General features: G+C 59.2%; 25 protein-coding genes. 20 read left to right on the forward strand and 5 right to left on the reverse strand.

Going from position 1 to position 17,107, the window contains the following annotated elements; all coding sequences use genetic code 11:
• Positions 1-29: 29 nt before the first annotated feature.
• On the reverse strand, positions 30-611 hold the full coding sequence (locus tag Q1A07_RS15380) for a periplasmic heavy metal sensor (protein ID WP_299782859.1): 582 nt from the start codon (positions 609-611) through the stop codon (positions 30-32).
• Positions 612-677: 66 nt separating this feature from the next.
• Between Q1A07_RS15380 and Q1A07_RS15385 the strand changes: the two genes are divergently transcribed.
• A complete protein-coding gene (locus Q1A07_RS15385; RefSeq protein WP_299782860.1) occupies positions 678-1,208 on the forward strand; it encodes a Crp/Fnr family transcriptional regulator in 531 nt (176 codons plus the stop codon).
• A 17-nt stretch (positions 1,209-1,225) separates the two neighbouring features.
• On the opposite strand, the gene Q1A07_RS15390 is transcribed toward Q1A07_RS15385, so the two are convergent.
• Positions 1,226-1,669: a cytochrome c gene (locus Q1A07_RS15390; RefSeq protein WP_299782861.1), complete on the reverse strand. Its 444-nt coding sequence runs from the start codon at positions 1,667-1,669 to the stop codon at positions 1,226-1,228.
• A gap of 298 nt (positions 1,670-1,967) precedes the next feature.
• Between Q1A07_RS15390 and Q1A07_RS15395 the strand changes: the two genes are divergently transcribed.
• The 4 genes from Q1A07_RS15395 (at position 1,968) to Q1A07_RS15410 (ending at position 5,168) form a co-directional block, all read left to right on the forward strand.
• Entirely contained in the window at positions 1,968-2,315 is a 348-nt protein-coding gene (locus Q1A07_RS15395) for a copper resistance CopC family protein (RefSeq protein ID WP_299782863.1), read from the forward strand.
• Positions 2,316-2,462: 147 nt separating this feature from the next.
• Positions 2,463-3,281 (forward strand): CopD family protein, encoded by an 819-nt coding sequence (locus Q1A07_RS15400; protein ID WP_299782864.1) that lies wholly within the window; start codon positions 2,463-2,465, stop codon positions 3,279-3,281.
• Positions 3,278-4,666: a multicopper oxidase family protein gene (locus Q1A07_RS15405; RefSeq protein ID WP_299782865.1), complete on the forward strand. Its 1,389-nt coding sequence runs from the start codon at positions 3,278-3,280 to the stop codon at positions 4,664-4,666. Before Q1A07_RS15400 ends, Q1A07_RS15405 begins: the two co-directional genes overlap by 4 nt.
• Positions 4,667-4,706: 40 nt before the next feature.
• On the forward strand, positions 4,707-5,168 hold the full coding sequence (locus tag Q1A07_RS15410; RefSeq protein WP_299782866.1) for a DUF411 domain-containing protein: 462 nt from the start codon (positions 4,707-4,709) through the stop codon (positions 5,166-5,168).
• 295 nt (positions 5,169-5,463) lie between these two features.
• On the opposite strand, the gene Q1A07_RS15415 is transcribed toward Q1A07_RS15410, so the two are convergent.
• Together Q1A07_RS15415 and Q1A07_RS15420 are read right to left on the reverse strand one after the other, a co-directional pair.
• Positions 5,464-5,757 (reverse strand): DUF1330 domain-containing protein, encoded by a 294-nt coding sequence (locus tag Q1A07_RS15415; protein ID WP_299782867.1) that lies wholly within the window; start codon positions 5,755-5,757, stop codon positions 5,464-5,466.
• A gap of 11 nt (positions 5,758-5,768) precedes the next feature.
• Positions 5,769-6,227, reverse strand: coding sequence for a globin family protein (locus Q1A07_RS15420; protein WP_299782868.1), 459 nt, complete (start codon positions 6,225-6,227; stop codon positions 5,769-5,771).
• Between the two features lie 126 nt (positions 6,228-6,353).
• Here Q1A07_RS15420 and Q1A07_RS15425 point away from each other — a divergent pair, with 126 nt between their 5' ends.
• Positions 6,354-7,211: a LysR substrate-binding domain-containing protein gene (locus Q1A07_RS15425; protein ID WP_299782869.1), complete on the forward strand. Its 858-nt coding sequence runs from the start codon at positions 6,354-6,356 to the stop codon at positions 7,209-7,211.
• Positions 7,212-7,418: 207 nt separating this feature from the next.
• On the opposite strand, the gene Q1A07_RS15430 is transcribed toward Q1A07_RS15425, so the two are convergent.
• Positions 7,419-7,925: a fasciclin domain-containing protein gene (locus Q1A07_RS15430; RefSeq protein ID WP_299782870.1), complete on the reverse strand. Its 507-nt coding sequence runs from the start codon at positions 7,923-7,925 to the stop codon at positions 7,419-7,421.
• 307 nt (positions 7,926-8,232) lie between these two features.
• On the opposite strand from Q1A07_RS15430, the gene Q1A07_RS15435 reads away from it, so the two are divergent.
• From Q1A07_RS15435 to Q1A07_RS15500, 14 genes are all read left to right on the forward strand, one after another.
• Entirely contained in the window at positions 8,233-8,598 is a 366-nt protein-coding gene (locus Q1A07_RS15435; protein WP_195820540.1) for an NADH-quinone oxidoreductase subunit A, read from the forward strand.
• The gene (locus tag Q1A07_RS15440; RefSeq protein WP_195820539.1) at positions 8,589-9,122 is read left to right on the forward strand and encodes an NADH-quinone oxidoreductase subunit B family protein; all 534 of its coding nucleotides are present in this window, start codon (positions 8,589-8,591) and stop codon (positions 9,120-9,122) included. The genes Q1A07_RS15435 and Q1A07_RS15440 overlap by 10 nt, the downstream gene beginning before the upstream one ends.
• 9 nt (positions 9,123-9,131) lie before the next feature.
• The gene (locus tag Q1A07_RS15445) at positions 9,132-9,737 is read left to right on the forward strand and encodes an NADH-quinone oxidoreductase subunit C (RefSeq protein WP_299782871.1); all 606 of its coding nucleotides are present in this window, start codon (positions 9,132-9,134) and stop codon (positions 9,735-9,737) included.
• Entirely contained in the window at positions 9,737-9,910 is a 174-nt protein-coding gene (locus Q1A07_RS15450) for a hypothetical protein (protein WP_299782872.1), read from the forward strand. The genes Q1A07_RS15445 and Q1A07_RS15450 overlap by 1 nt, the downstream gene beginning before the upstream one ends.
• Positions 9,910-10,272, forward strand: a complete 363-nt coding sequence (locus tag Q1A07_RS15455; protein ID WP_299782873.1) for a hypothetical protein — start codon at positions 9,910-9,912, stop codon at positions 10,270-10,272. The genes Q1A07_RS15450 and Q1A07_RS15455 overlap by 1 nt, the downstream gene beginning before the upstream one ends.
• Positions 10,272-11,495: an NADH-quinone oxidoreductase subunit D gene (locus Q1A07_RS15460; protein ID WP_299782875.1), complete on the forward strand. Its 1,224-nt coding sequence runs from the start codon at positions 10,272-10,274 to the stop codon at positions 11,493-11,495. Before Q1A07_RS15455 ends, Q1A07_RS15460 begins: the two co-directional genes overlap by 1 nt.
• Complete coding sequence (locus Q1A07_RS15465; RefSeq protein ID WP_299782877.1) at positions 11,492-12,031, forward strand: hypothetical protein; 540 nt, start codon at positions 11,492-11,494, stop codon at positions 12,029-12,031. Before Q1A07_RS15460 ends, Q1A07_RS15465 begins: the two co-directional genes overlap by 4 nt.
• On the forward strand, positions 12,031-13,128 hold the full coding sequence (locus Q1A07_RS15470; protein ID WP_299782879.1) for an NADH-quinone oxidoreductase subunit E: 1,098 nt from the start codon (positions 12,031-12,033) through the stop codon (positions 13,126-13,128). The genes Q1A07_RS15465 and Q1A07_RS15470 overlap by 1 nt, the downstream gene beginning before the upstream one ends.
• Positions 13,129-13,198: 70 nt before the next feature.
• Positions 13,199-13,891 (forward strand): hypothetical protein, encoded by a 693-nt coding sequence (locus Q1A07_RS15475; RefSeq protein WP_299782881.1) that lies wholly within the window; start codon positions 13,199-13,201, stop codon positions 13,889-13,891.
• Between the two features lie 49 nt (positions 13,892-13,940).
• Positions 13,941-14,189 carry a DUF5337 domain-containing protein gene (locus Q1A07_RS15480; protein WP_299782883.1) on the forward strand — a complete coding sequence of 83 codons (249 nt, stop codon included), beginning with the start codon at positions 13,941-13,943 and terminating at the stop codon, positions 14,187-14,189.
• A gap of 12 nt (positions 14,190-14,201) precedes the next feature.
• Positions 14,202-15,497, forward strand: a complete 1,296-nt coding sequence (gene nuoF / locus Q1A07_RS15485) for an NADH-quinone oxidoreductase subunit NuoF (protein ID WP_299782885.1) — start codon at positions 14,202-14,204, stop codon at positions 15,495-15,497.
• A 258-nt stretch (positions 15,498-15,755) separates the two neighbouring features.
• Positions 15,756-16,238 (forward strand): DUF3291 domain-containing protein, encoded by a 483-nt coding sequence (locus Q1A07_RS15490; RefSeq protein ID WP_299782887.1) that lies wholly within the window; start codon positions 15,756-15,758, stop codon positions 16,236-16,238.
• Entirely contained in the window at positions 16,235-16,729 is a 495-nt protein-coding gene (locus Q1A07_RS15495) for a DUF3291 domain-containing protein (RefSeq protein WP_299782889.1), read from the forward strand. Before Q1A07_RS15490 ends, Q1A07_RS15495 begins: the two co-directional genes overlap by 4 nt.
• A 5-nt stretch (positions 16,730-16,734) precedes the next feature.
• On the forward strand, positions 16,735-17,058 hold the full coding sequence (locus tag Q1A07_RS15500) for a hypothetical protein (RefSeq protein WP_299782891.1): 324 nt from the start codon (positions 16,735-16,737) through the stop codon (positions 17,056-17,058).
• Positions 17,059-17,107 lie beyond the last annotated feature (49 nt).

Raw genomic sequence — 17,107 nt, forward strand, 5'->3', positions numbered from 1 at the left:
TCTTCTGGGTAAACGACCGCGTTGCGCGGTTAGCTGTCACACCCATTGTGACGTCGCCACATTTCTGCGTTATGACCTTCAGGGATCTTTGCGCAGGGGTCATTGGTGTAGCCACGCAGGTCGTTGTATTGTGCGACTTGCGCAGCACTAAGGACTTCCAGCGTCTCAAGATGACGCGACAAGTGTACAAATCGGAGATTGCTGCGCGCTTGACCGGCGGCATTGACCAAAACCTCCAACTCGGCAGCATCAAGCCCTCCGTTTGAGAAGGCTGTATCCAAAGCGCGTTCCGATGCGATGAAAACCGCTCCCGCGGCAATGGCTTCGGCTTGCATTGCCCCGAAGATGTCCTCCACGCGCGCGCGCTGCTTCGATGACAAACCCAGGTCTTCCGCAAGCTCCAAAACGTGCGCTGGCCCCGGATGCCCGTTCAATTCGGCGGCAAGCGCAAAACCCCAACCACGTCCCGCTTCGAGATCGGCAATATCGCTCTCTGACAGGGTTGCGATGTCCCGGGAGTCCAGCCCCGCATAAGGCGTATGGCTGTCATCGGCGAGAACGGGGGTGCTCAACACTGACGCCGCGAACCCAATAACAATGTGTCTTCTCATGATCCGATCCCGTTTTCATAGAACTTCTCATGGCGCGCGCCGCTCACACATGATTATGATCATGTCATGGACGATTTTCTGAAAGCGCTTTTTGACCATGGGGAACCAATGGAAATGGATGCCGGCGCTTATCTGTTTCACGCGGGTGACCCGGTGCGCTTTGTACATCTCGTTGAGACAGGCGGCGTTCATCTGGAACGGACGCAGATCAGTGGCCAAGTCATGTGCTTTCAAAGAGCGCGTCCGGGTGACATCCTCGCGGAGGCTTCGATTTATGCCGCAGCCTATCACTGCGACGCCAAGGTGATCGAACCGGCGCGCCTGGGAAAGCTTCGCGTCGGGCGTCTGATGGAAACGCTGGAGGCTGATCCTGAGACATCAACGGCTTGGGCTGCACATTTGGCACGGACCGTGCAAACGACCCGCCTGCTTGCGGAAATCAGAGGGTTGAAGACGGTCGAACAGCGCCTTGATGCCTGGATTGATCACAATGGCGCACTGCCCGCGAAGGGTCATTGGCAAACCGTGGCGCAGGAATTGGCGGTCACGCCAGAGGCCCTTTACCGCGAAATCGCGCGCCGCCGCAGCGCGCGGTGATCCGAAAGCCGCACGACCTAGCGCTGAGCTTCATCCTGCGCCGTGACTTGTGCCTGGTGCGCACGTTCCCGCTCCGGCCACTGCGTTTTGATCCATTCGAGGACGTCGCGCAGTTCATCCTCGGAATAGGTGTCTCCGAAGCCCGGCATGTTGCTTTCATAGCCTCTGCCGACGACCGCGGCCGTGCCACGCATGGTGATGTCCAAAAGCACCCGGTCGGAGTGGTGCCACGTGTGACCGGTCGCATCATGCGGTGGTGCTGGCAGCCTGCCATCCGGTCCGGGGGATCGCCAGTTCGGCTCGCCTTGCAGATTTGCGCCATGGCAGGCGGCACAAGCCTCCGCATAGATCGCTTCTCTGCGGGCCAGGTTCGGTTGATCGCTCACAGCAAGCGGCACCGACCCGCCCGTCAGAAGCACTCCGGAGAGTGCGACCAGCAACAGCAAAGCGCCAGATAACATGATCCATTTCCTCATTCCGCGGATACCTCTCACTGTGTTCTCGGGTTTGTACATCTGGGCTCGGCGGTCGCGGCGCACGCTCCCATGACGTTTTGAACTCTGACTACAGCTCGTAATGCGACCTCCAGTTGCTGGAAGGTCAAGCGGCATTTTGCTATTGACCTTCCAGCAACTGGAGGCTGCACACATATATTCGAAAGGCTTCCGGACCATAAGTCTCGGAGAAGTGTCATGTGCGAGCGATCTGCTTGCAAAGACGGCAACTTTGTCGTGCGGAATCGAAGAAGGAAGTTTCAAAGTGAAACGCGAACTCACGGCGATCGCCATCCTCCTATCTCTGAGCGGGGCGGCGGCTGCGCATTCCGAAAAGGAGGGCACGACGCCGGTTCACGGTGCACAACTGACCGAAACACCGGAAATGATCCACATGATCTTCGACGCCCCGATGCGCATCACCATGGTGCGATTGGTCAATGCCGAAGGCTCCGAGATGCCCATGGAGCGTGAAACCGGGCTGGAGCCAACACTTGAGTTCCACGCGGAGCCGGAACCACTGGCACCGGGAAATTATACCGTGGAGTGGCGCGGTCTGGCCTCGGACGGTCATGCCATGCAAGGCAGCTTCTCCTTCAAGTTGGCGAACTGACCCGTGATGCTGGCAACCCTCGCCATTGCCGACAGCGTCACATAGCTGTCGATCATCGTGAAGGCGTTTGCCTACGCGGCAACGCTGGTTGCTGTCGGCAGTGTGTTGGTGGTCATATCCTTGCGCGACCTGAGTGAGGATGGACGCGTGGCTCTTCGTCGAACGGCGGTTCTGTCAGCGTTCGCAGCAGCCATCTTTACCGGGCTGCGTCTTCCTGTGCGGGCAAGCTTCCTCATCGGCGGGACATGGGACGGTGCGATAGATCCCATGATCCTCGGAATGGTGGCGGAGAGCCCGCTTGGAACAAGTGCGGCTGTGCGTCTTACGGGGCTTGCGCTCATTTTCTGTATCCTGTGGCGCGCGCGGGCTGGCCACATCCTCGCACTTGTGGGCGCATTTCTTGCGTCCGCCTCCTTTGCGCTCCGCGGTCACGCGCTCGGCGAGCCGCAGGTGATCCTTGGCGGGCTCATCACCTTGCACATACTGTGCCTCGCTTTCTGGGTCGGCGCCTTCGCGCCGCTCCTGCGTGCGACACGGCGCGACCCACCCGCAAGCGCGGGAGCCTTGGCACATGAGTTCGGTCGCCGGGCGCTGTGGGTTGTCGGCCTGCTCGTCGTTGCGGGTGGGCTGGTCCTTATGCTTCTGGGTGCTGTGACACCCTCCGCTCTGTCCAGCCCCTACGGCCAGATGTTTGCGATCAAGCTCGTTCTCTTTGCGGGGGTCCTGTCTCTGGCTGCAGTGAACAAATTGAAACTGACACCTGAGCTTCTGGCATCGACGCCGGGCACGCGCAGGCGGCTCCGCCGATCAATTGGTTTTGAAGTGGCGCTTGTGGCCGGTATCCTGATCACGACCGCAGCGCTCACCACTGTTTCATCGCCACGCGGCGACGGAGAGAGCGAACAGGCCTCATTGGACACGCGACCGGCTGCGCCGGCGCGTCACACGTTTGGAGACGCTTCATGACACGTCTTAACCGCAGGCAATTCCATCAATCCGTCTTGGCGTCTGCAGCTGCCGCATCTCTGCCGAGCTTTGCGCGTGCAGAAGCCACGCCAATCCTAAATGCCCGGGAAGGCAGCGCGCGGCTTGCACCGGCCGAGTATCCGGAGACGCGCATATGGGGCTATGACGGCCTGACACCCGGCCCGATCCTAAGAGCGCGCCAGGGGGAAAGGATGACGCGGATGTTCCGGAATGACCTTCCGCAGGCCTCAACCGTGCACTGGCACGGTATCCGCATCGAAAACGCCATGGACGGTGTGGCTGGCATGACGCAACCCGCTGTCGAGCCGGGTGCAGACTTCCTCTACGACTTTGCGCTGCCGGATGCAGGCACCTACTGGTACCACCCACACAATCGAACCTACGAGCAGATGGCGCGTGGCCTTTACGGTGCGCTGATTGTCGATGAGCAAACCGGAACGCCGGAGGTCGATCTTGACGAGGTGCTCCTGCTCGACGACTGGCGCCTGACGGATGAGGCCCAGATCGCGGACGGCTTTGGCAATATGCATGATTGGTCCCATGGCGGACGGATCGGTAACTGGATCACGGTGAATGGCGATGGGGCTTGGTCGCGAGAGGTTCCGCGGTATGCGCGGATGCGCCTTCGTCTGATCAACACTGCAAATGCGCGGATTTTCTCGCTTGAAACGAAGGGCCTGGAAGGTTGGGTCGTCGCGCTTGATGGCATGCCGTTGGAGGCACCGCAGCCATTGGGAGACCTCACCCTTGCGCCAGCGCAGCGGGCGGACCTGATCGTCGATGTGGTCGCGGATGAGGGCGAGGAGGCCTTCCTTGTGAGCTTTGAACGCGACGGCGGTTATGCCATCGCGGCCTTCCCGGTTGGCGGTGCTGCTCGACAGACGCGCCGCGCCGCGCCGGACGCTCTCCCGCCAAATCCGGTGCCCGCACTCGGAGACCTTGAAACCGCCCGACACGCGGATCTGCGCATGGAAGGCGGCGCAATGGGCGGCATGCGTGGTGCGATGATGGGCGGTCGGATGATGGACATGCGTGACATGGCCGCCCAGGGCAAGGTCTGGGCCTTCAACGGCATGGCGGATATGGGTGATACGTCGTTGATCGACGCCGACCTTGGCGAGACCGTGCGGATCACCATGACCAACGACACTGCCTGGCCACACGGGATGCATTTGCACGGGCATCATTTCCGGCAGATCGCTTCGGACGGGTCCTCAGGCCCATTACGTGACACGATTTTGATGAACCGCGGCGAAACGGTCGAGATCGCCTTCGTTGCGGACAATCCTGGCGACTGGCTTTTGCATTGCCATATGCTGGAGCATTCCGCCGGCGGGATGATGACGTGGCTGCGTGTCTCATAACGGACAGCGCTAAGGACAATTGAGAAAGGAAGTACGGCACATGAATCGCAGAAACTTCATCCTCACCGGCCTCGCCTCAGGCATTGGCGCGGCTGCGCTGGCCCGCCCAACGCTGGCGATGTCTGGGCAAATGGAGGTCTTCAAAACACCGACATGCGGCTGCTGCTCAGCTTGGGTCGACCACATCGCCCGCGCGGGGTTCAATGTCACTGCACGCGACGTCGATCAGGAAACGCTTTGGACAATTAAAGATCGCGCAAACATTACACCAGAGTTGAGCTCTTGCCATACTGCCTTCATCGAGGGGTATTTCGTCGAGGGCCACGTACCTGCAGAAGACGTCCAGCGATTACTGTCGGAGCGCCCGGACGCAATTGGCTTAACAGTACCGGGCATGCCAATCGGTTCGCCGGGCATGGAGATGGGTAACCAACGCGATGCCTATGACACCTTGCTCGCCTTGCATGACGGCTCGGTCGAAGTGTTTATGAGCCACGCTTAGCTTAGCTCGACATGGGACAAACGAGAGCTGGATATCTGGATCAAGGATTTCAGGTCGAGCTGCTGCGTTGTGAGGTAGCCTTTTTTCGCCCAATGTCTGCTTTCGTTCCGACGCTACCGTTTATGCGGGGCGCAGCAAGTGGGAGGTAACCTGCAGGCGGTAGTTGCTTGGAAACGCGCATACCTTAACGGGGTGCCGGCATTGCAGACAAAGCCGCAGCTCATGATGGACCGGTGAACGACTGCATTCGGTATTGCCCTCCAGTTCCATCAAATTACTGCGGCAGCTTCAAAACCTACCCTCTGCCGCCTTCTACAATCAGGAAGTCCGTTTCAGCGTTCGCCATCCGGATATCCCGCGCTCTTTGGTATTCGGGTGACTGATAACAGGCCAGCGCCGTGTCGTAGTCCTGAAATTCCACCACAACATTTCTATCGCGCGGCGTGCCTTCCGGCGCTGTGTATTTGCCACCTCGAACCAAGAAACGCGCTTTAAACTTCTCGAACGCGGGTTTGGCCGCAGCCAGGTATGACGGGTAATTGTCAGCGTTCTTTACTGATACGCGTACGACCCAATATCCTTTAGACATAATATTTCCTTTCATCTCAATCCGTTGCGATAAGCTTGAACATAGTCGTCGCCCATTTCGGCACGGGCTGCGCCTTTGAGCATTTTTTGAGCAATCAGCCCATAAGCCGCCGCCCAAGCCTCTCGAACCTCGATCGACCAGATATCTGCAAGGCCCTTCTCAAGTGTCCAGAGCAAAGCCTTGCCGACCAGATCATAATGCTCTGGCTGAACGCCATATGTCGCATGCCGATGACCCAGCTCTTCCAAATCCCGGAATAATGTGGCCGGGGCGTGAAGGTCAGCAATTGTGGCGGCGAGCATCTGAAGGAGCTTTCCTTTTTGTGCCGAAAGGTCAGCGTTCTCAAATAGTGCCTTTACGCTCGGGTCGATCTCGAACAGCCGTTCGTAAAAGAGATCGGCGGCCACCTCGGCAATCGGCAGGACGTGCTGCCAAGTATCTTGTACAAGAATGATTTGCTCGCGTTGCATCTTGCGGTCCTATCATTGTTTCGAACAACGACTGGAGCGTCGGCCCCAGCCAACACGCCATATAAGGGTTTCCTAACGCGACAAAAAATGAATAATTAGGATTGTTTTAATCTCCAGGAGAGATGGATGGACCTGAGTGATTTGAGAATATTCACGGCGGTGGTGCGTGAGGGCGGGGTCACCAGAGCGGCGGAGCGCTTGAACCGCGTGCAATCCAATGTAACGACCCGCGTTCGTCAACTTGAAGATCGCCTGCAAACCAAGCTCTTCGATCGGCAGGGCAAACGGCTTATCCTGACGCCATCAGGCCGTGTGCTGCTCGACTACGCGGAACGGCTGCTTGCCCTGGCAAGCGAGGCGGAGGCTGCTTTGCATGATGATAACCCCAGAGGGTTATTTAGGTTGGGGTCGATGGAAAGCACCGCTGCGGTGCGTTTACCGGAACCGCTCTCGGTCTACACCGACCGCTTCCCCAATGTTGTTCTGGAAATGCGAACCGGAAACCCAACACAGCTGGCCACGGCTCTTCTTGCCGGCCACATCGACGCAGCTTTGGTCGCCGAACCCATAGCGGAAGCCAAGTTCGATTGGATCGTCGCGTTCGAGGAAGAAACGGTGATCGTTACTTCACAGGATCATCCGCCCATCAATGAGAAGACCGATGCTCCCCGGGCCATGATTGTTTTTGAGCACGGATGCCCCCACCGGCGCCGATTAGAGGAATGGTACGCCCAGAGGAAGGATTTGCCTGAACGCACAATCGAGCTGGGATCATACCACGCGATGTTGGGATGCGTTCTAACCGGCATGGGCGCCGCGCTTGTGCCCCACAGTGTCATTTCGACCTTCCCAGAAAGCAAACGCCTGCGCGTGACACGATTGCCGGAGGGGCAAAACAAATTGCGAACGCTGATGATCTGGCCAAAGGGGGTCAAATCACCCAAGGTGGACGCGCTGCGCCAAGTGCTGCAAGAGACTTGCTAAACTTCGGTCCTGACCGGTGCATTCTCCCGGCAAATGATGGCACATGATGCCGAAAGCCTTTGAGCGCTTGGTTGCAAGCGGACATCTGCTGCAACCATCGCTCACGTTCGTTATGGGCTCAAACCTGTCGCGAAAAGCCACTCCAAGGCTTAAATAGCGCGTCCCCGCCGGAGGTGGCGGGGAGCTTTGTAGAGCAAGCCTTTGGCGTTACTGCGGCAACAGCACCTTGTCGATCACGTGGATCACGCCGTTGGTCGCCAGAATATCTGCCGAAGTCACGTTGGCATCGTTCACGCGGACCGCGGCGGCAAATTTGCCGCCCGTGCCGTCGACGCGCACCGTCTGGCCTTGCACTGTGGCGACATTGGTCACCGAACCCAGTACATCACCCGATTGAACTGCGCCCGGCAGCACGTGATAGGTCAGGATGCTGACCAGCTGATCCTTGTTCTCGGGCAGCAGCAGGCTCTCGACTGTACCGGCGGGCAGCGCAGCAAAGGCCGCATCCGTGGGAGCAAAGACAGTGAACGGGCCGGGGCTGCGCAGTGTGTCCTCAAGGCCTGCAGCCTGAACGGCGGCGACCAGCGTGTTGAAGTTGCCGTTTGCGGCGGCGATATCTACAATATCGCTGCCTTGCTGCGCAGGTGCGCAGGCAGTGAGGGCGGCGAGAGCGCCAGCGGCGAGGGTCGCTTTGAGGGCGGAACGTCTGTTCATGGTCTGTCCTTCTGATGTTTGGTCGTATTCATGCAAGGCCGGAGTGACCTTGTTTCCCTGTCGTAGACCCTGTGTACGCCTCGGGTGTGACATCAGATCACATATGTTCGGTGGCACTGGCTTTTTGAGCGGAAATACGCACAATGACAGCGCTAACGCCGCTTGCCGGAATGCAACCAAATCAAGGGGTTTTCCGGGGCGGCATCTGTTGACCCTGCCGGAGGAGCGGCGTAAACCCTTGGCAGCCCCGGTCGCTGCGGGGCAGCATGGCGTGTCGCGCGTCAGAGCAGACAAAAGGAGCCAACCCTTGGACGAGATGCTGCGGGAATACCTACCCATCCTGATGTTTCTGGCTGTTGCGATAGGGTTGGGCCTTGTTCTGATCCTGGCCGCCGTGGTGCTGGCAGTGCGCAATCCGGACCCCGAAAAGGTCTCTGCCTATGAATGTGGGTTCAACGCTTTTGACGATGCGCGCATGAAATTCGACGTGCGGTTTTACCTCGTCTCGATCCTCTTCATCATCTTCGATCTGGAGATCGCGTTTCTCTTCCCCTGGGCCGTGGCCTTCAAGGATATCTCGATGGTGGGTTTCTGGTCGATGATGGTCTTCCTCGCGGTGCTGACGATCGGGTTTGCCTACGAATGGAAAAAAGGAGCGCTGGAATGGCAGTAGCCGCCGGAGCCAACGTTGCCGGTGTGGACCGCGACGTCGCCACGCAGGACCTGAACCGTGAATTGCAGGACAAGGGCTTCCTGCTGACGTCGACCGAGGACATCATCAACTGGGCGCGCACAGGCTCGCTGCACTGGATGACCTTTGGTCTGGCCTGCTGTGCGGTGGAGATGATGCACACCTCCATGCCGCGCTATGATCTGGAGCGCTTCGGCACGGCCCCGCGCGCCAGCCCGCGCCAGTCCGATCTGATGATCGTTGCCGGAACCCTGACAAACAAGATGGCGCCCGCGCTGCGCAAGGTCTACGACCAGATGCCAGAGCCACGCTATGTAATCTCCATGGGGTCCTGCGCCAATGGCGGCGGGTACTATCACTATTCCTATTCCGTCGTACGCGGCTGTGACCGCATCGTGCCCGTCGACGTCTACGTGCCCGGCTGCCCGCCCACGGCCGAAGCGCTACTCTATGGCATCATGCAGCTGCAACGCAAAATCCGCCGCACCGGCACAATCGTACGCTGAGGAGGTCCCATGTCTGACGCATTGAAAGAGCTGGGCGCGTATATCGAGGCCAAACGTACCGACTGTGTACTGGCCTGGGACGTGACCCATGGCGAGCTGAACCTCGACGTGACGCCCTCGAACATCGCCGGTCTGGTGGAGTTTCTGAAGGCCGACGCGACGTGCCAGTTCTCCTCGCTGGTGGACATCACGGCGGTGGATTACACCGGGCGCGCCAAGCGGTTCGACGTGGTTTATCACCTGCTGTCGATGTACCAGAACCACCGCATCCGCCTGCGGGTGAGCATCCGCGAGGATGCCATGGTGCCCTCGATCATCTCGGTGCACCCCTCGGCCAACTGGTTCGAGCGTGAGGTGTTCGACATGTTCGGCATCCTCTTCTCCGGCCACCCGGATCTGCGGCGCATCCTCACGGACTACGGCTTTCGCGGCTATCCGCTGCGCAAGGATTTCCCGACCACCGGCTACACCGAAGTGCGATACGACGAGGCGCAGAAGCGCGTGGTCTACGAGCCCGTGAGCCTCGTGCAGGAATACCGGCAGTTCGATTTCATGAGCCCCTGGGAGGGCGCGGAATACATCCTGCCGGGAGATGAAAAGCAGGAGGCCAAGTAATGGACGGCATGTGGTGGCTGGTCCTGTCTGCGCTGACGGCGATCCCGATGATCAAGCTGCTGCCGTTTTTCGGCATCAACAAATACTGGGCGGCGGCCTGCCTGATCCCGCTGGGCACCATTGCCTTGCTGTGGTGGATGGGTCTGAAGCTGCAAGAGCTGGAGAAGTTGTAATGGCGAACTCCTCTTCGTTTACTGCGTTGTTTGTCGAGGGATTTAAACTCGTTTTCTTTGGTCCCGTCATTTTGGTTTTGTACTTCTGTGCCATTGGTTTCTTCTTCGGTGGGAGAAGCGGCGGTTTTCTATATGTTTCAATCTTCTTTTTCTCCATTGGATTGATTGGGGCTATTAAATTTCTTTTCGACCCAGAGGCAGGTTTTGATTTTCCTGCGCCTGACGGCACCGCGTGGCAGCGCACTACGAGTATATTTGGCAATATATTTGGGTATTCGTGCCTGATCGTATCGGGGTACATAGCAAGGCGAATTTATGATCCTTGCAAAACACTGGTCTCCAAACTGCGAGGGTCTGCATAATGGACGGAAGCAAAGGCTTTGACGACGCCCTGACGGGCGAGCAGAAGATCCGCAACTTCAATATCAACTTCGGGCCACAACACCCGGCGGCGCACGGCGTGCTGCGGCTGGTGCTGGAGCTTGACGGCGAGATCGTCGAGCGCTGTGACCCGCACATCGGGCTGCTGCACCGCGGCACCGAAAAGCTGATGGAAAGCCGGACCTATCTGCAGAACCTGCCCTATTTCGACCGGCTCGACTATGTGGCCCCGATGAACCAGGAGCACGCCTGGTGTCTGGCGATTGAAAAGCTGACAGGTGTCGAAGTCCCGCGCCGCGCCAGCCTCATCCGCGTGCTCTTCTGCGAGATCGGGCGGGTGCTGAACCACCTGCTGAACGTCACCACACAGGCGATGGACGTGGGCGCGCTGACCCCGCCGCTCTGGGGGTTTGAGGAACGCGAAGAGCTGATGATCTTCTATGAGCGGGCCTGCGGCGCGCGTCTGCACGCGGCTTATTTCCGGCCCGGCGGTGTGCATCAGGACCTCACGCCAGAGCTGCTCGACGATATTGAGGCCTGGGCCAAGAAATTCATGGCCGGCTTTATGGTCGATATCGACGGGCTGCTGACCGAGAACCGCATCTTCAAGCAGCGCAACGCGGATATCTGCATCGTCACCGAGGAAGACATCCTCGAATACGGGTTTTCCGGCGTGATGGTGCGCGGCTCCGGCCTCGCCTGGGACCTGCGCCGCGCGCAGCCCTATGAATGCTACGACGAGTTCGATTTCCAGATCCCCGTGGGCAAGAACGGCGACTGCTATGACCGCTATCTGGTGCGGATGGAAGAGATGCGCCAGTCGGTCAGCATCATCCACCAGGCGATTGAGAAACTGCGCGCGCCGGACGGGCAGGGCGACATCCTCGCCCGTGGCAAGATCACCCCGCCGAGCCGCTCTGACATGAAAACCTCGATGGAAAGCCTGATCCACCACTTCAAGCTCTACACCGAAGGCTTCCACGTGCCCGAGGGCGAGGTGTATTGCGCCGTCGAGGCCCCCAAAGGCGAATTCGGCGTCTATCTGGTGGCCGATGGCACCAACAAGCCCTACCGCTGCAAAATCCGCGCGCCGGGCTTTTTGCACCTGCAGGCCATGGACCACATGTCGCGCGGCCACCAATTGGCCGACGTGGCGGCGATCATCGGCACCATGGATGTGGTCTTCGGGGAGGTCGATCGGTGACAGCAAATGTCGCGGAATGGTTGATGGCTGCCGCTTCAATTGCAACAGGCGGCTTTGTAGGTTGGCAATCAATGACCTTGAACAATTCCTTGAACTATCCTTTCGAAGCAAACCTTCAAGATCGCCAAATTGAAGTTTGCGCGGCAGCAATAAGGGCTGAGGGAAACTACCTTTCTGCGCAATCGATAATAGCGGTGATGGCTAGCAATAAGTTTTTTTCGAGCGATGAAGCTGGTCCCGACGGATCTTCAAAGAAATTGGAATATGTTGGTGGCTGGAATCCTATTGATGCGTTGAGTACAGCTACAGGTGAGCTTCGCGGTGCCCTGGCAGAGCTAAAGATCTATTCAAGCGACTACACCAAGTCGGCGATCGAAAGAGTGGAGCTAGGTTTGTCTGGCTTCTCATATTGGACAGACGGAGAAGAGTCTTCAAATGTTGAAACTTTGCAAGATAAGGACGTCGAGGCCGCGTTTGCTGCGGTAGAACTAGCATGCGAAGAAGCCATGCTTGGGAAGAAAAAAGGTTTGTTGTAATGCTACGTCGTCTCCACCCTGATCAACCCGACACTTTCGCCTTTACGTCTGACAATCAGGCCTGGGCGGAGGGTCAGATGACAAAGTACCCCGAGGGGCGACAGGCCTCGGCCATCATCCCGCTGCTCTGGCGGGCGCAAGAGCAGGAAGGGTGGCTGAGCCGTCCGGCGATCGAACATGTGGCGGCAATGCTGGGGTTGAGCTATATCCGCGCTTTGGAAGTGGCGACATTCTACTTCATGTTCCAGCTGCAACCCGTTGGCGCTATTGCGCATATTCAGGTTTGTGGGACCACGTCCTGCATGATCTGCGGGGCCGAAGACCTTGTGGCTGTGTGCAAAGACAAGATCGCGCCAAACGCACATGAGCTGTCGGCGGATGGCAATTTCAGCTGGGAAGAGGTGGAATGCCTCGGGTCCTGCTCCAATGCGCCGATGGCGCAGATCGGCAAGGATTACTACGAAGATCTGACCGCGGAGCGCATGGGGGAGATCATCGATGAGCTGGCCGCAGGTAAGGTGCCGGTGCCGGGTCCTCAAAACGGGCGCTATGCCGCAGAACCGCTTAAAGGCCTGACATCGCTAAAACAACATGACAGCGGCAAGACGCAGTACAATGCGAGCGTACAGCTGGCCGTGGACATCGGCGACACCGTCAAGCGGATCGACGGAACAGAGGTGCCGCTGTTGATGCCGTGGCAGGGTAAACCGGCCAATGCATCCGGTAAGCCTGCGAAAGACGCGCGCCCGGCAGAAGGGGCTCCGACCGACAGGACCGGCGTGACTGAACAGCAGGCCACGGAGACTTCCAAGGCCAAGCCACCGTCAAAAGCGGACCCGGGCCCGGGTGAGAAGCCGCAAGCCCTTTCCGCCGCGCGGGACAGCGGCGCGGATGATCTGAAGAAAATCAAGGGGGTCGGACCGAAGCTGGAGAAGCTGCTGAATACCATGGGCTTTTACCACTTTGATCAGATCGCTGCCTGGACGGAGAAGGAAGTGGCCTGGGTGGATGAGAACCTCGAAGGCTTCAAGGGCCGCGTGACGCGGGACAACTGGGTCGCGCAGGCGCGCAGCCTCGCCGAGGGCGCATCCACGTGAATTTCCAAAATTGTTAAAATCCGATAGTGTGAGAGACTGACAGGGAAAAACAGGAAAAAAAGGTACCGGGATGGACAACAATAACGGAATGATCGGCATGGCTCTGGGGAGTTGGCTTGTGGCACTGGCAGGGGGCGTCCTGGCGGCCGTTCTGCTGTGGGTTCTGGGCGGATGGAGTTTCATGCAGGGCGCCTTTGTCGGGCTCTTGGTTTTTGTCATCTTTGGCGGGGTCATCAGTTGGATCATGAGTCGCCCGCTGTCTGCGCCGGACACTGCGCGGGCCCCGGCATCGGATGCACCTGAGGCAGCCCCCGCGACACCCACGGCTCAGGCAGCACCGGCTGCAGCACCGAGCACGTCGGGCGAGGCGAAGGTCAAACCCTCCAAACGTCTGCCCGGCCAAGATGAACTGTCCGCACGCAAGGGCGACTGGAAGTACGAAAAGGAGCCGGAAGCCAAATCTGTGGCCAAGCCGGTGAAGAAAGTCGCCAAAAAGGCAGCACCGGCGACCGACAGCGGGGAGCGCCCCGCGGCTTTGTCCGATGCGCCACGTGCGGGTGGGGCGGATGATCTGAAAAAGATCAGCGGTGTGGGCCCGAAGCTGGAAGAAACGCTGAACAGCCTGGGCATCTGGCATTTTGATCAGGTTGCCAGTTTGACTCAGGATGACATTGCCTGGGTTGACGAACGTCTGCGCTTCAAAGGCCGGATCGAACGGGATGACTGGGTGGGTCAGGCCAAGAAACTGGCGGACGGTGCATGAGCCGTCCGGGATGAAACGCAAGAGCTAACAACGGAAGGCAAGACCGTTCATGAGTGCGCAAGATCACGACAGGCTGGCGCAAGAGCGCGCGCTGGCCGCCAAGGGGCGGCTGGTCAGCCTTGTGATCGTGGGCACAATGGTCTTGTGGCTGCTCGCACTTTGGCTGGGGCCGAAGCTGGGCATGCCCGGACGCTATGCGTTTCTGTTCGATTTTGCGGCACTTGCAGGGCTCTTCTGGGCGCTGGTGGTGTCATTACAGATACGGCGCGCGCGCAAACACGCGCGCGGCAACGAGTGAGAGGGGAGCGCAATGCTTCAGGACAAGGACCGGATCTTTACCAATATCTACGGCATGCATGACCGCACGCTGAAGGGCGCGCAGAGCCGCGGCCATTGGGATGGCACGGCGGACATCATCAAGAAAGGTCGCGACTGGATCGTGGACCAGATGAAAGCCTCCGGTCTGCGGGGGCGCGGTGGCGCGGGGTTTCCCACGGGGCTGAAGTGGTCCTTCATGCCCAAGGAGAGCGACGGCCGGCCCGCATACCTGGTGGTGAATGCTGACGAATCCGAGCCCGGCACCTGCAAGGACCGGGAGATCATGCGGCATGATCCGCATACGCTTGTCGAGGGCTGTCTGATCGCGTCTTTCGCGATGAACGCGCATGCTTGCTACATCTACATTCGCGGCGAGTATATCCGCGAGAAAGAGGCGCTGCAGGCCGCGATTGACGAGGCTTATGACGCGGGGCTGATCGGCAAGAACGCCGCCGGATCGGGGTGGGATTTTGACCTCTATCTGCACCATGGCGCGGGGGCCTATATCTGTGGGGAAGAGACGGCGCTGTTGGAAAGCCTTGAGGGCAAGAAGGGTATGCCGCGCATGAAGCCGCCCTTCCCGGCGGGCGCGGGGCTCTATGGCTGCCCCACGACGGTGAACAACGTGGAATCGATTGCCGTGGTGCCGACGATCCTGCGGCGCGGGCCGGAGTGGTTTGCGGGCTTTGGCCGGGCGAACAATGCGGGTACCAAGCTCTTTGCGATCAGCGGCCACGTGAACAACCCCTGCGTTGTCGAAGAAGCGATGTCGATCACCTTCGAGGAACTGATCGAAACCCATTGCGGCGGTATTCGCGGCGGCTGGGACAACCTCAAGGCGGTCATTCCCGGCGGGTCTTCGGTCCCGATGATCCCCGGTAAGGACATGAAAGACGCCATCATGGATTTCGACTATCTGCGTGAGCAGCGGTCGGGTCTTGGCACGGCAGCGGTGATCGTGATGGACAACTCCACCGATGTGATCAAGGCGATCTGGCGCTTGTCGAAGTTCTACAAGCATGAAAGCTGCGGCCAATGTACACCCTGCCGCGAGGGTACGGGGTGGATGATGCGGGTCATGGACCGTCTGGTCAAAGGTGAGGCGGAACCTGAAGAGATCGATATGCTGCTGGATGTGACCAAACAGGTCGAAGGCCACACCATCTGTGCCCTGGGCGACGCGGCAGCCTGGCCCATCCAGGGCCTCATCCGCCACTTCCGCGACGAGATCGAGGACCGCATCAAGCACAAGCGCACGGGCCGCGTGAGCGCGGTTGCGGCGGAATAGTTGGATGAACAGCCTGTCTTTTCTCATTTACCGTATGTCCCGTTCGAATAGCGGGACCTGTCCGCAGTGCGGCCATGAGAATGGGGTAAAGATTGGTCCGTTCGTCTGTGAGTCGTGCCGTTCTATGATCGACGAGAGTGAATATCAGCGCCTCACGCATCCGACATCGCGCCAGTGGTTAAGACTGTTCTGCGGCGGCTTGCTTGTTGCTTGCGGTATCTACGGATTTCATTTGGCAACGATGGACGTTGGCTAAGCATGCATCTCGCTGAATTCAACATAGGTACACTCAAGTACGACTGGGACAATCCGCGTGTGGCGGATTTCGTGAATGGGCTGGACCTTGTGAACGGGGTCGCGCAGCGCAGCCCGGGGTTTGTGTGGATGATGGACGAAGAGGCGATGGAAGCGGCGCAGGCTGATCCCAACGGGCCGCTCGGGGGCAACCCGCGCACGGCCTCGACGCTCTCGGTCTGGGAGAATGTGGAGAGCCTTGAACACTTTGTCTGGAACACCGTGCACAAGCAGTTCTATGACCGGAAAGAAGAATGGTACGGCGCGGTCGAGACGCTGCGGTTGGTGATGTGGTGGGTGCCGGAAGGGCATCGACCCTCCATCGAGGAAGCCATGGCGCGGTTCCGTCATCTGGAAAAACATGGCGAAACGGAACATGCCTTTGGCTGGTCGCATCTGAAAGATGCTCAGCTCTGGAAGCAAAAACAATGCGGGACTGCGGCATGATCGGACATCATCTTGCTGAACTCAACGTGGGTCGCCTTGTCGCCCCCATCGATGATCCGCGCGTCGCTGACTTCATGGCAAACCTCGACCGGATCAACGGGTTGGGCAAGCGCATGCCGGGGTTCGTGTGGATGATGGAAGGCTCTGGCGCGCCGGGCACGGGCAATACGGAAAACGCGATCGGGGGCGATCCGCTCTTTGTACCGAACCTGAGTGTCTGGGAAACGGCTGAGGCGCTGGAGACCTTTGTCTGGGGGACCATCCACAAGCAGTTCTATGACCGGCGGGCCGAATGGTTCGAGGTGTTGGGAGCGATGCATTTCGTGATGTGGTGGGTGCCCGAGGGGCATGAACCCACGCTGGATGAAGCGCTCGACCGGTTGGAACACCTGAAAAAACATGGGGACAGCGACCACGCCTTTGGCTGGGCGCATTTAAAAGAGGCCCGCCTGTGGCAGCGCAATACCTGCGCGCCGGTGGCGGCGGAGTGAGTGTGATGAGATTTACCGTTGGAAGTTTGATTGTTTGCGCCGTGCTTGCCGGATGCAGCAGCGACGCAGAGAAATTGCGGTTCGACGGGCAGTTCTACCGTACGAAGTTGTCCGATCTGGACGAGCGGCACAAGTTCCAGGTAACGGCATCACCGGTATCGGCCTCGCTGGAAGGGGCCCGCGAGGCAGCGCGCTACGAGGCGACGGTATTCTGCGTGAACGAATATGGCAGTTCGGCCATCGAATGGGTTGTGGGGCCCGATGACCCTGATGAGGCGCTGCCCATCGACAACAACACGCTGACATTGCAGGGGGCCTGCCCGCAGTGAGCCCGCGCGTCGCATATCTGGCGTCTCGCCGCATGTTATTGCATAGCAA

Origin of the sequence: uncultured Roseobacter sp. (assembly GCF_947492555.1) — a bacterium.
Lineage (GTDB): Bacteria > Pseudomonadota > Alphaproteobacteria > Rhodobacterales > Rhodobacteraceae > Roseobacter.

Excerpts from the sequence above, each read along its gene's own strand:
- Q1A07_RS15460 (WP_299782875.1), top strand. The coding sequence starts at position 10,272 with ATGGACGGAAGCAAAGGCTTTGACGACGCCCTGACGGGCGAGCAGAAG.
- Q1A07_RS15455 (WP_299782873.1), top strand. The coding sequence starts at position 9,910 with ATGGCGAACTCCTCTTCGTTTACTGCGTTGTTTGTCGAGGGATTTAAA.
- Q1A07_RS15475 (WP_299782881.1), top strand. The coding sequence starts at position 13,199 with ATGGACAACAATAACGGAATGATCGGCATGGCTCTGGGGAGTTGGCTT.
- Q1A07_RS15440 (WP_195820539.1), top strand. The coding sequence starts at position 8,589 with ATGGCAGTAGCCGCCGGAGCCAACGTTGCCGGTGTGGACCGCGACGTC.
- Q1A07_RS15390 (WP_299782861.1), bottom strand. The coding sequence starts at position 1,669 with ATGTTATCTGGCGCTTTGCTGTTGCTGGTCGCACTCTCCGGAGTGCTT.
- Q1A07_RS15405 (WP_299782865.1), top strand. The coding sequence starts at position 3,278 with ATGACACGTCTTAACCGCAGGCAATTCCATCAATCCGTCTTGGCGTCT.
- Q1A07_RS15445 (WP_299782871.1), top strand. The coding sequence starts at position 9,132 with ATGTCTGACGCATTGAAAGAGCTGGGCGCGTATATCGAGGCCAAACGT.
- Q1A07_RS15450 (WP_299782872.1), top strand. The coding sequence starts at position 9,737 with ATGGACGGCATGTGGTGGCTGGTCCTGTCTGCGCTGACGGCGATCCCG.
- Q1A07_RS15495 (WP_299782889.1), top strand. The coding sequence starts at position 16,235 with ATGATCGGACATCATCTTGCTGAACTCAACGTGGGTCGCCTTGTCGCC.
- Q1A07_RS15480 (WP_299782883.1), top strand. The coding sequence starts at position 13,941 with ATGAGTGCGCAAGATCACGACAGGCTGGCGCAAGAGCGCGCGCTGGCC.
- Q1A07_RS15420 (WP_299782868.1), bottom strand. The coding sequence starts at position 6,227 with ATGCAACGCGAGCAAATCATTCTTGTACAAGATACTTGGCAGCACGTC.
- Q1A07_RS15410 (WP_299782866.1), top strand. The coding sequence starts at position 4,707 with ATGAATCGCAGAAACTTCATCCTCACCGGCCTCGCCTCAGGCATTGGC.
- Q1A07_RS15385 (WP_299782860.1), top strand. The coding sequence starts at position 678 with ATGGACGATTTTCTGAAAGCGCTTTTTGACCATGGGGAACCAATGGAA.
- Q1A07_RS15425 (WP_299782869.1), top strand. The coding sequence starts at position 6,354 with ATGGACCTGAGTGATTTGAGAATATTCACGGCGGTGGTGCGTGAGGGC.
- Q1A07_RS15380 (WP_299782859.1), bottom strand. The coding sequence starts at position 611 with ATGAGAAGACACATTGTTATTGGGTTCGCGGCGTCAGTGTTGAGCACC.
- Q1A07_RS15500 (WP_299782891.1), top strand. The coding sequence starts at position 16,735 with ATGAGATTTACCGTTGGAAGTTTGATTGTTTGCGCCGTGCTTGCCGGA.
- Q1A07_RS15470 (WP_299782879.1), top strand. The coding sequence starts at position 12,031 with ATGCTACGTCGTCTCCACCCTGATCAACCCGACACTTTCGCCTTTACG.
- Q1A07_RS15490 (WP_299782887.1), top strand. The coding sequence starts at position 15,756 with ATGCATCTCGCTGAATTCAACATAGGTACACTCAAGTACGACTGGGAC.
- Q1A07_RS15415 (WP_299782867.1), bottom strand. The coding sequence starts at position 5,757 with ATGTCTAAAGGATATTGGGTCGTACGCGTATCAGTAAAGAACGCTGAC.
- nuoF (WP_299782885.1), top strand. The coding sequence starts at position 14,202 with ATGCTTCAGGACAAGGACCGGATCTTTACCAATATCTACGGCATGCAT.
- Q1A07_RS15430 (WP_299782870.1), bottom strand. The coding sequence starts at position 7,925 with ATGAACAGACGTTCCGCCCTCAAAGCGACCCTCGCCGCTGGCGCTCTC.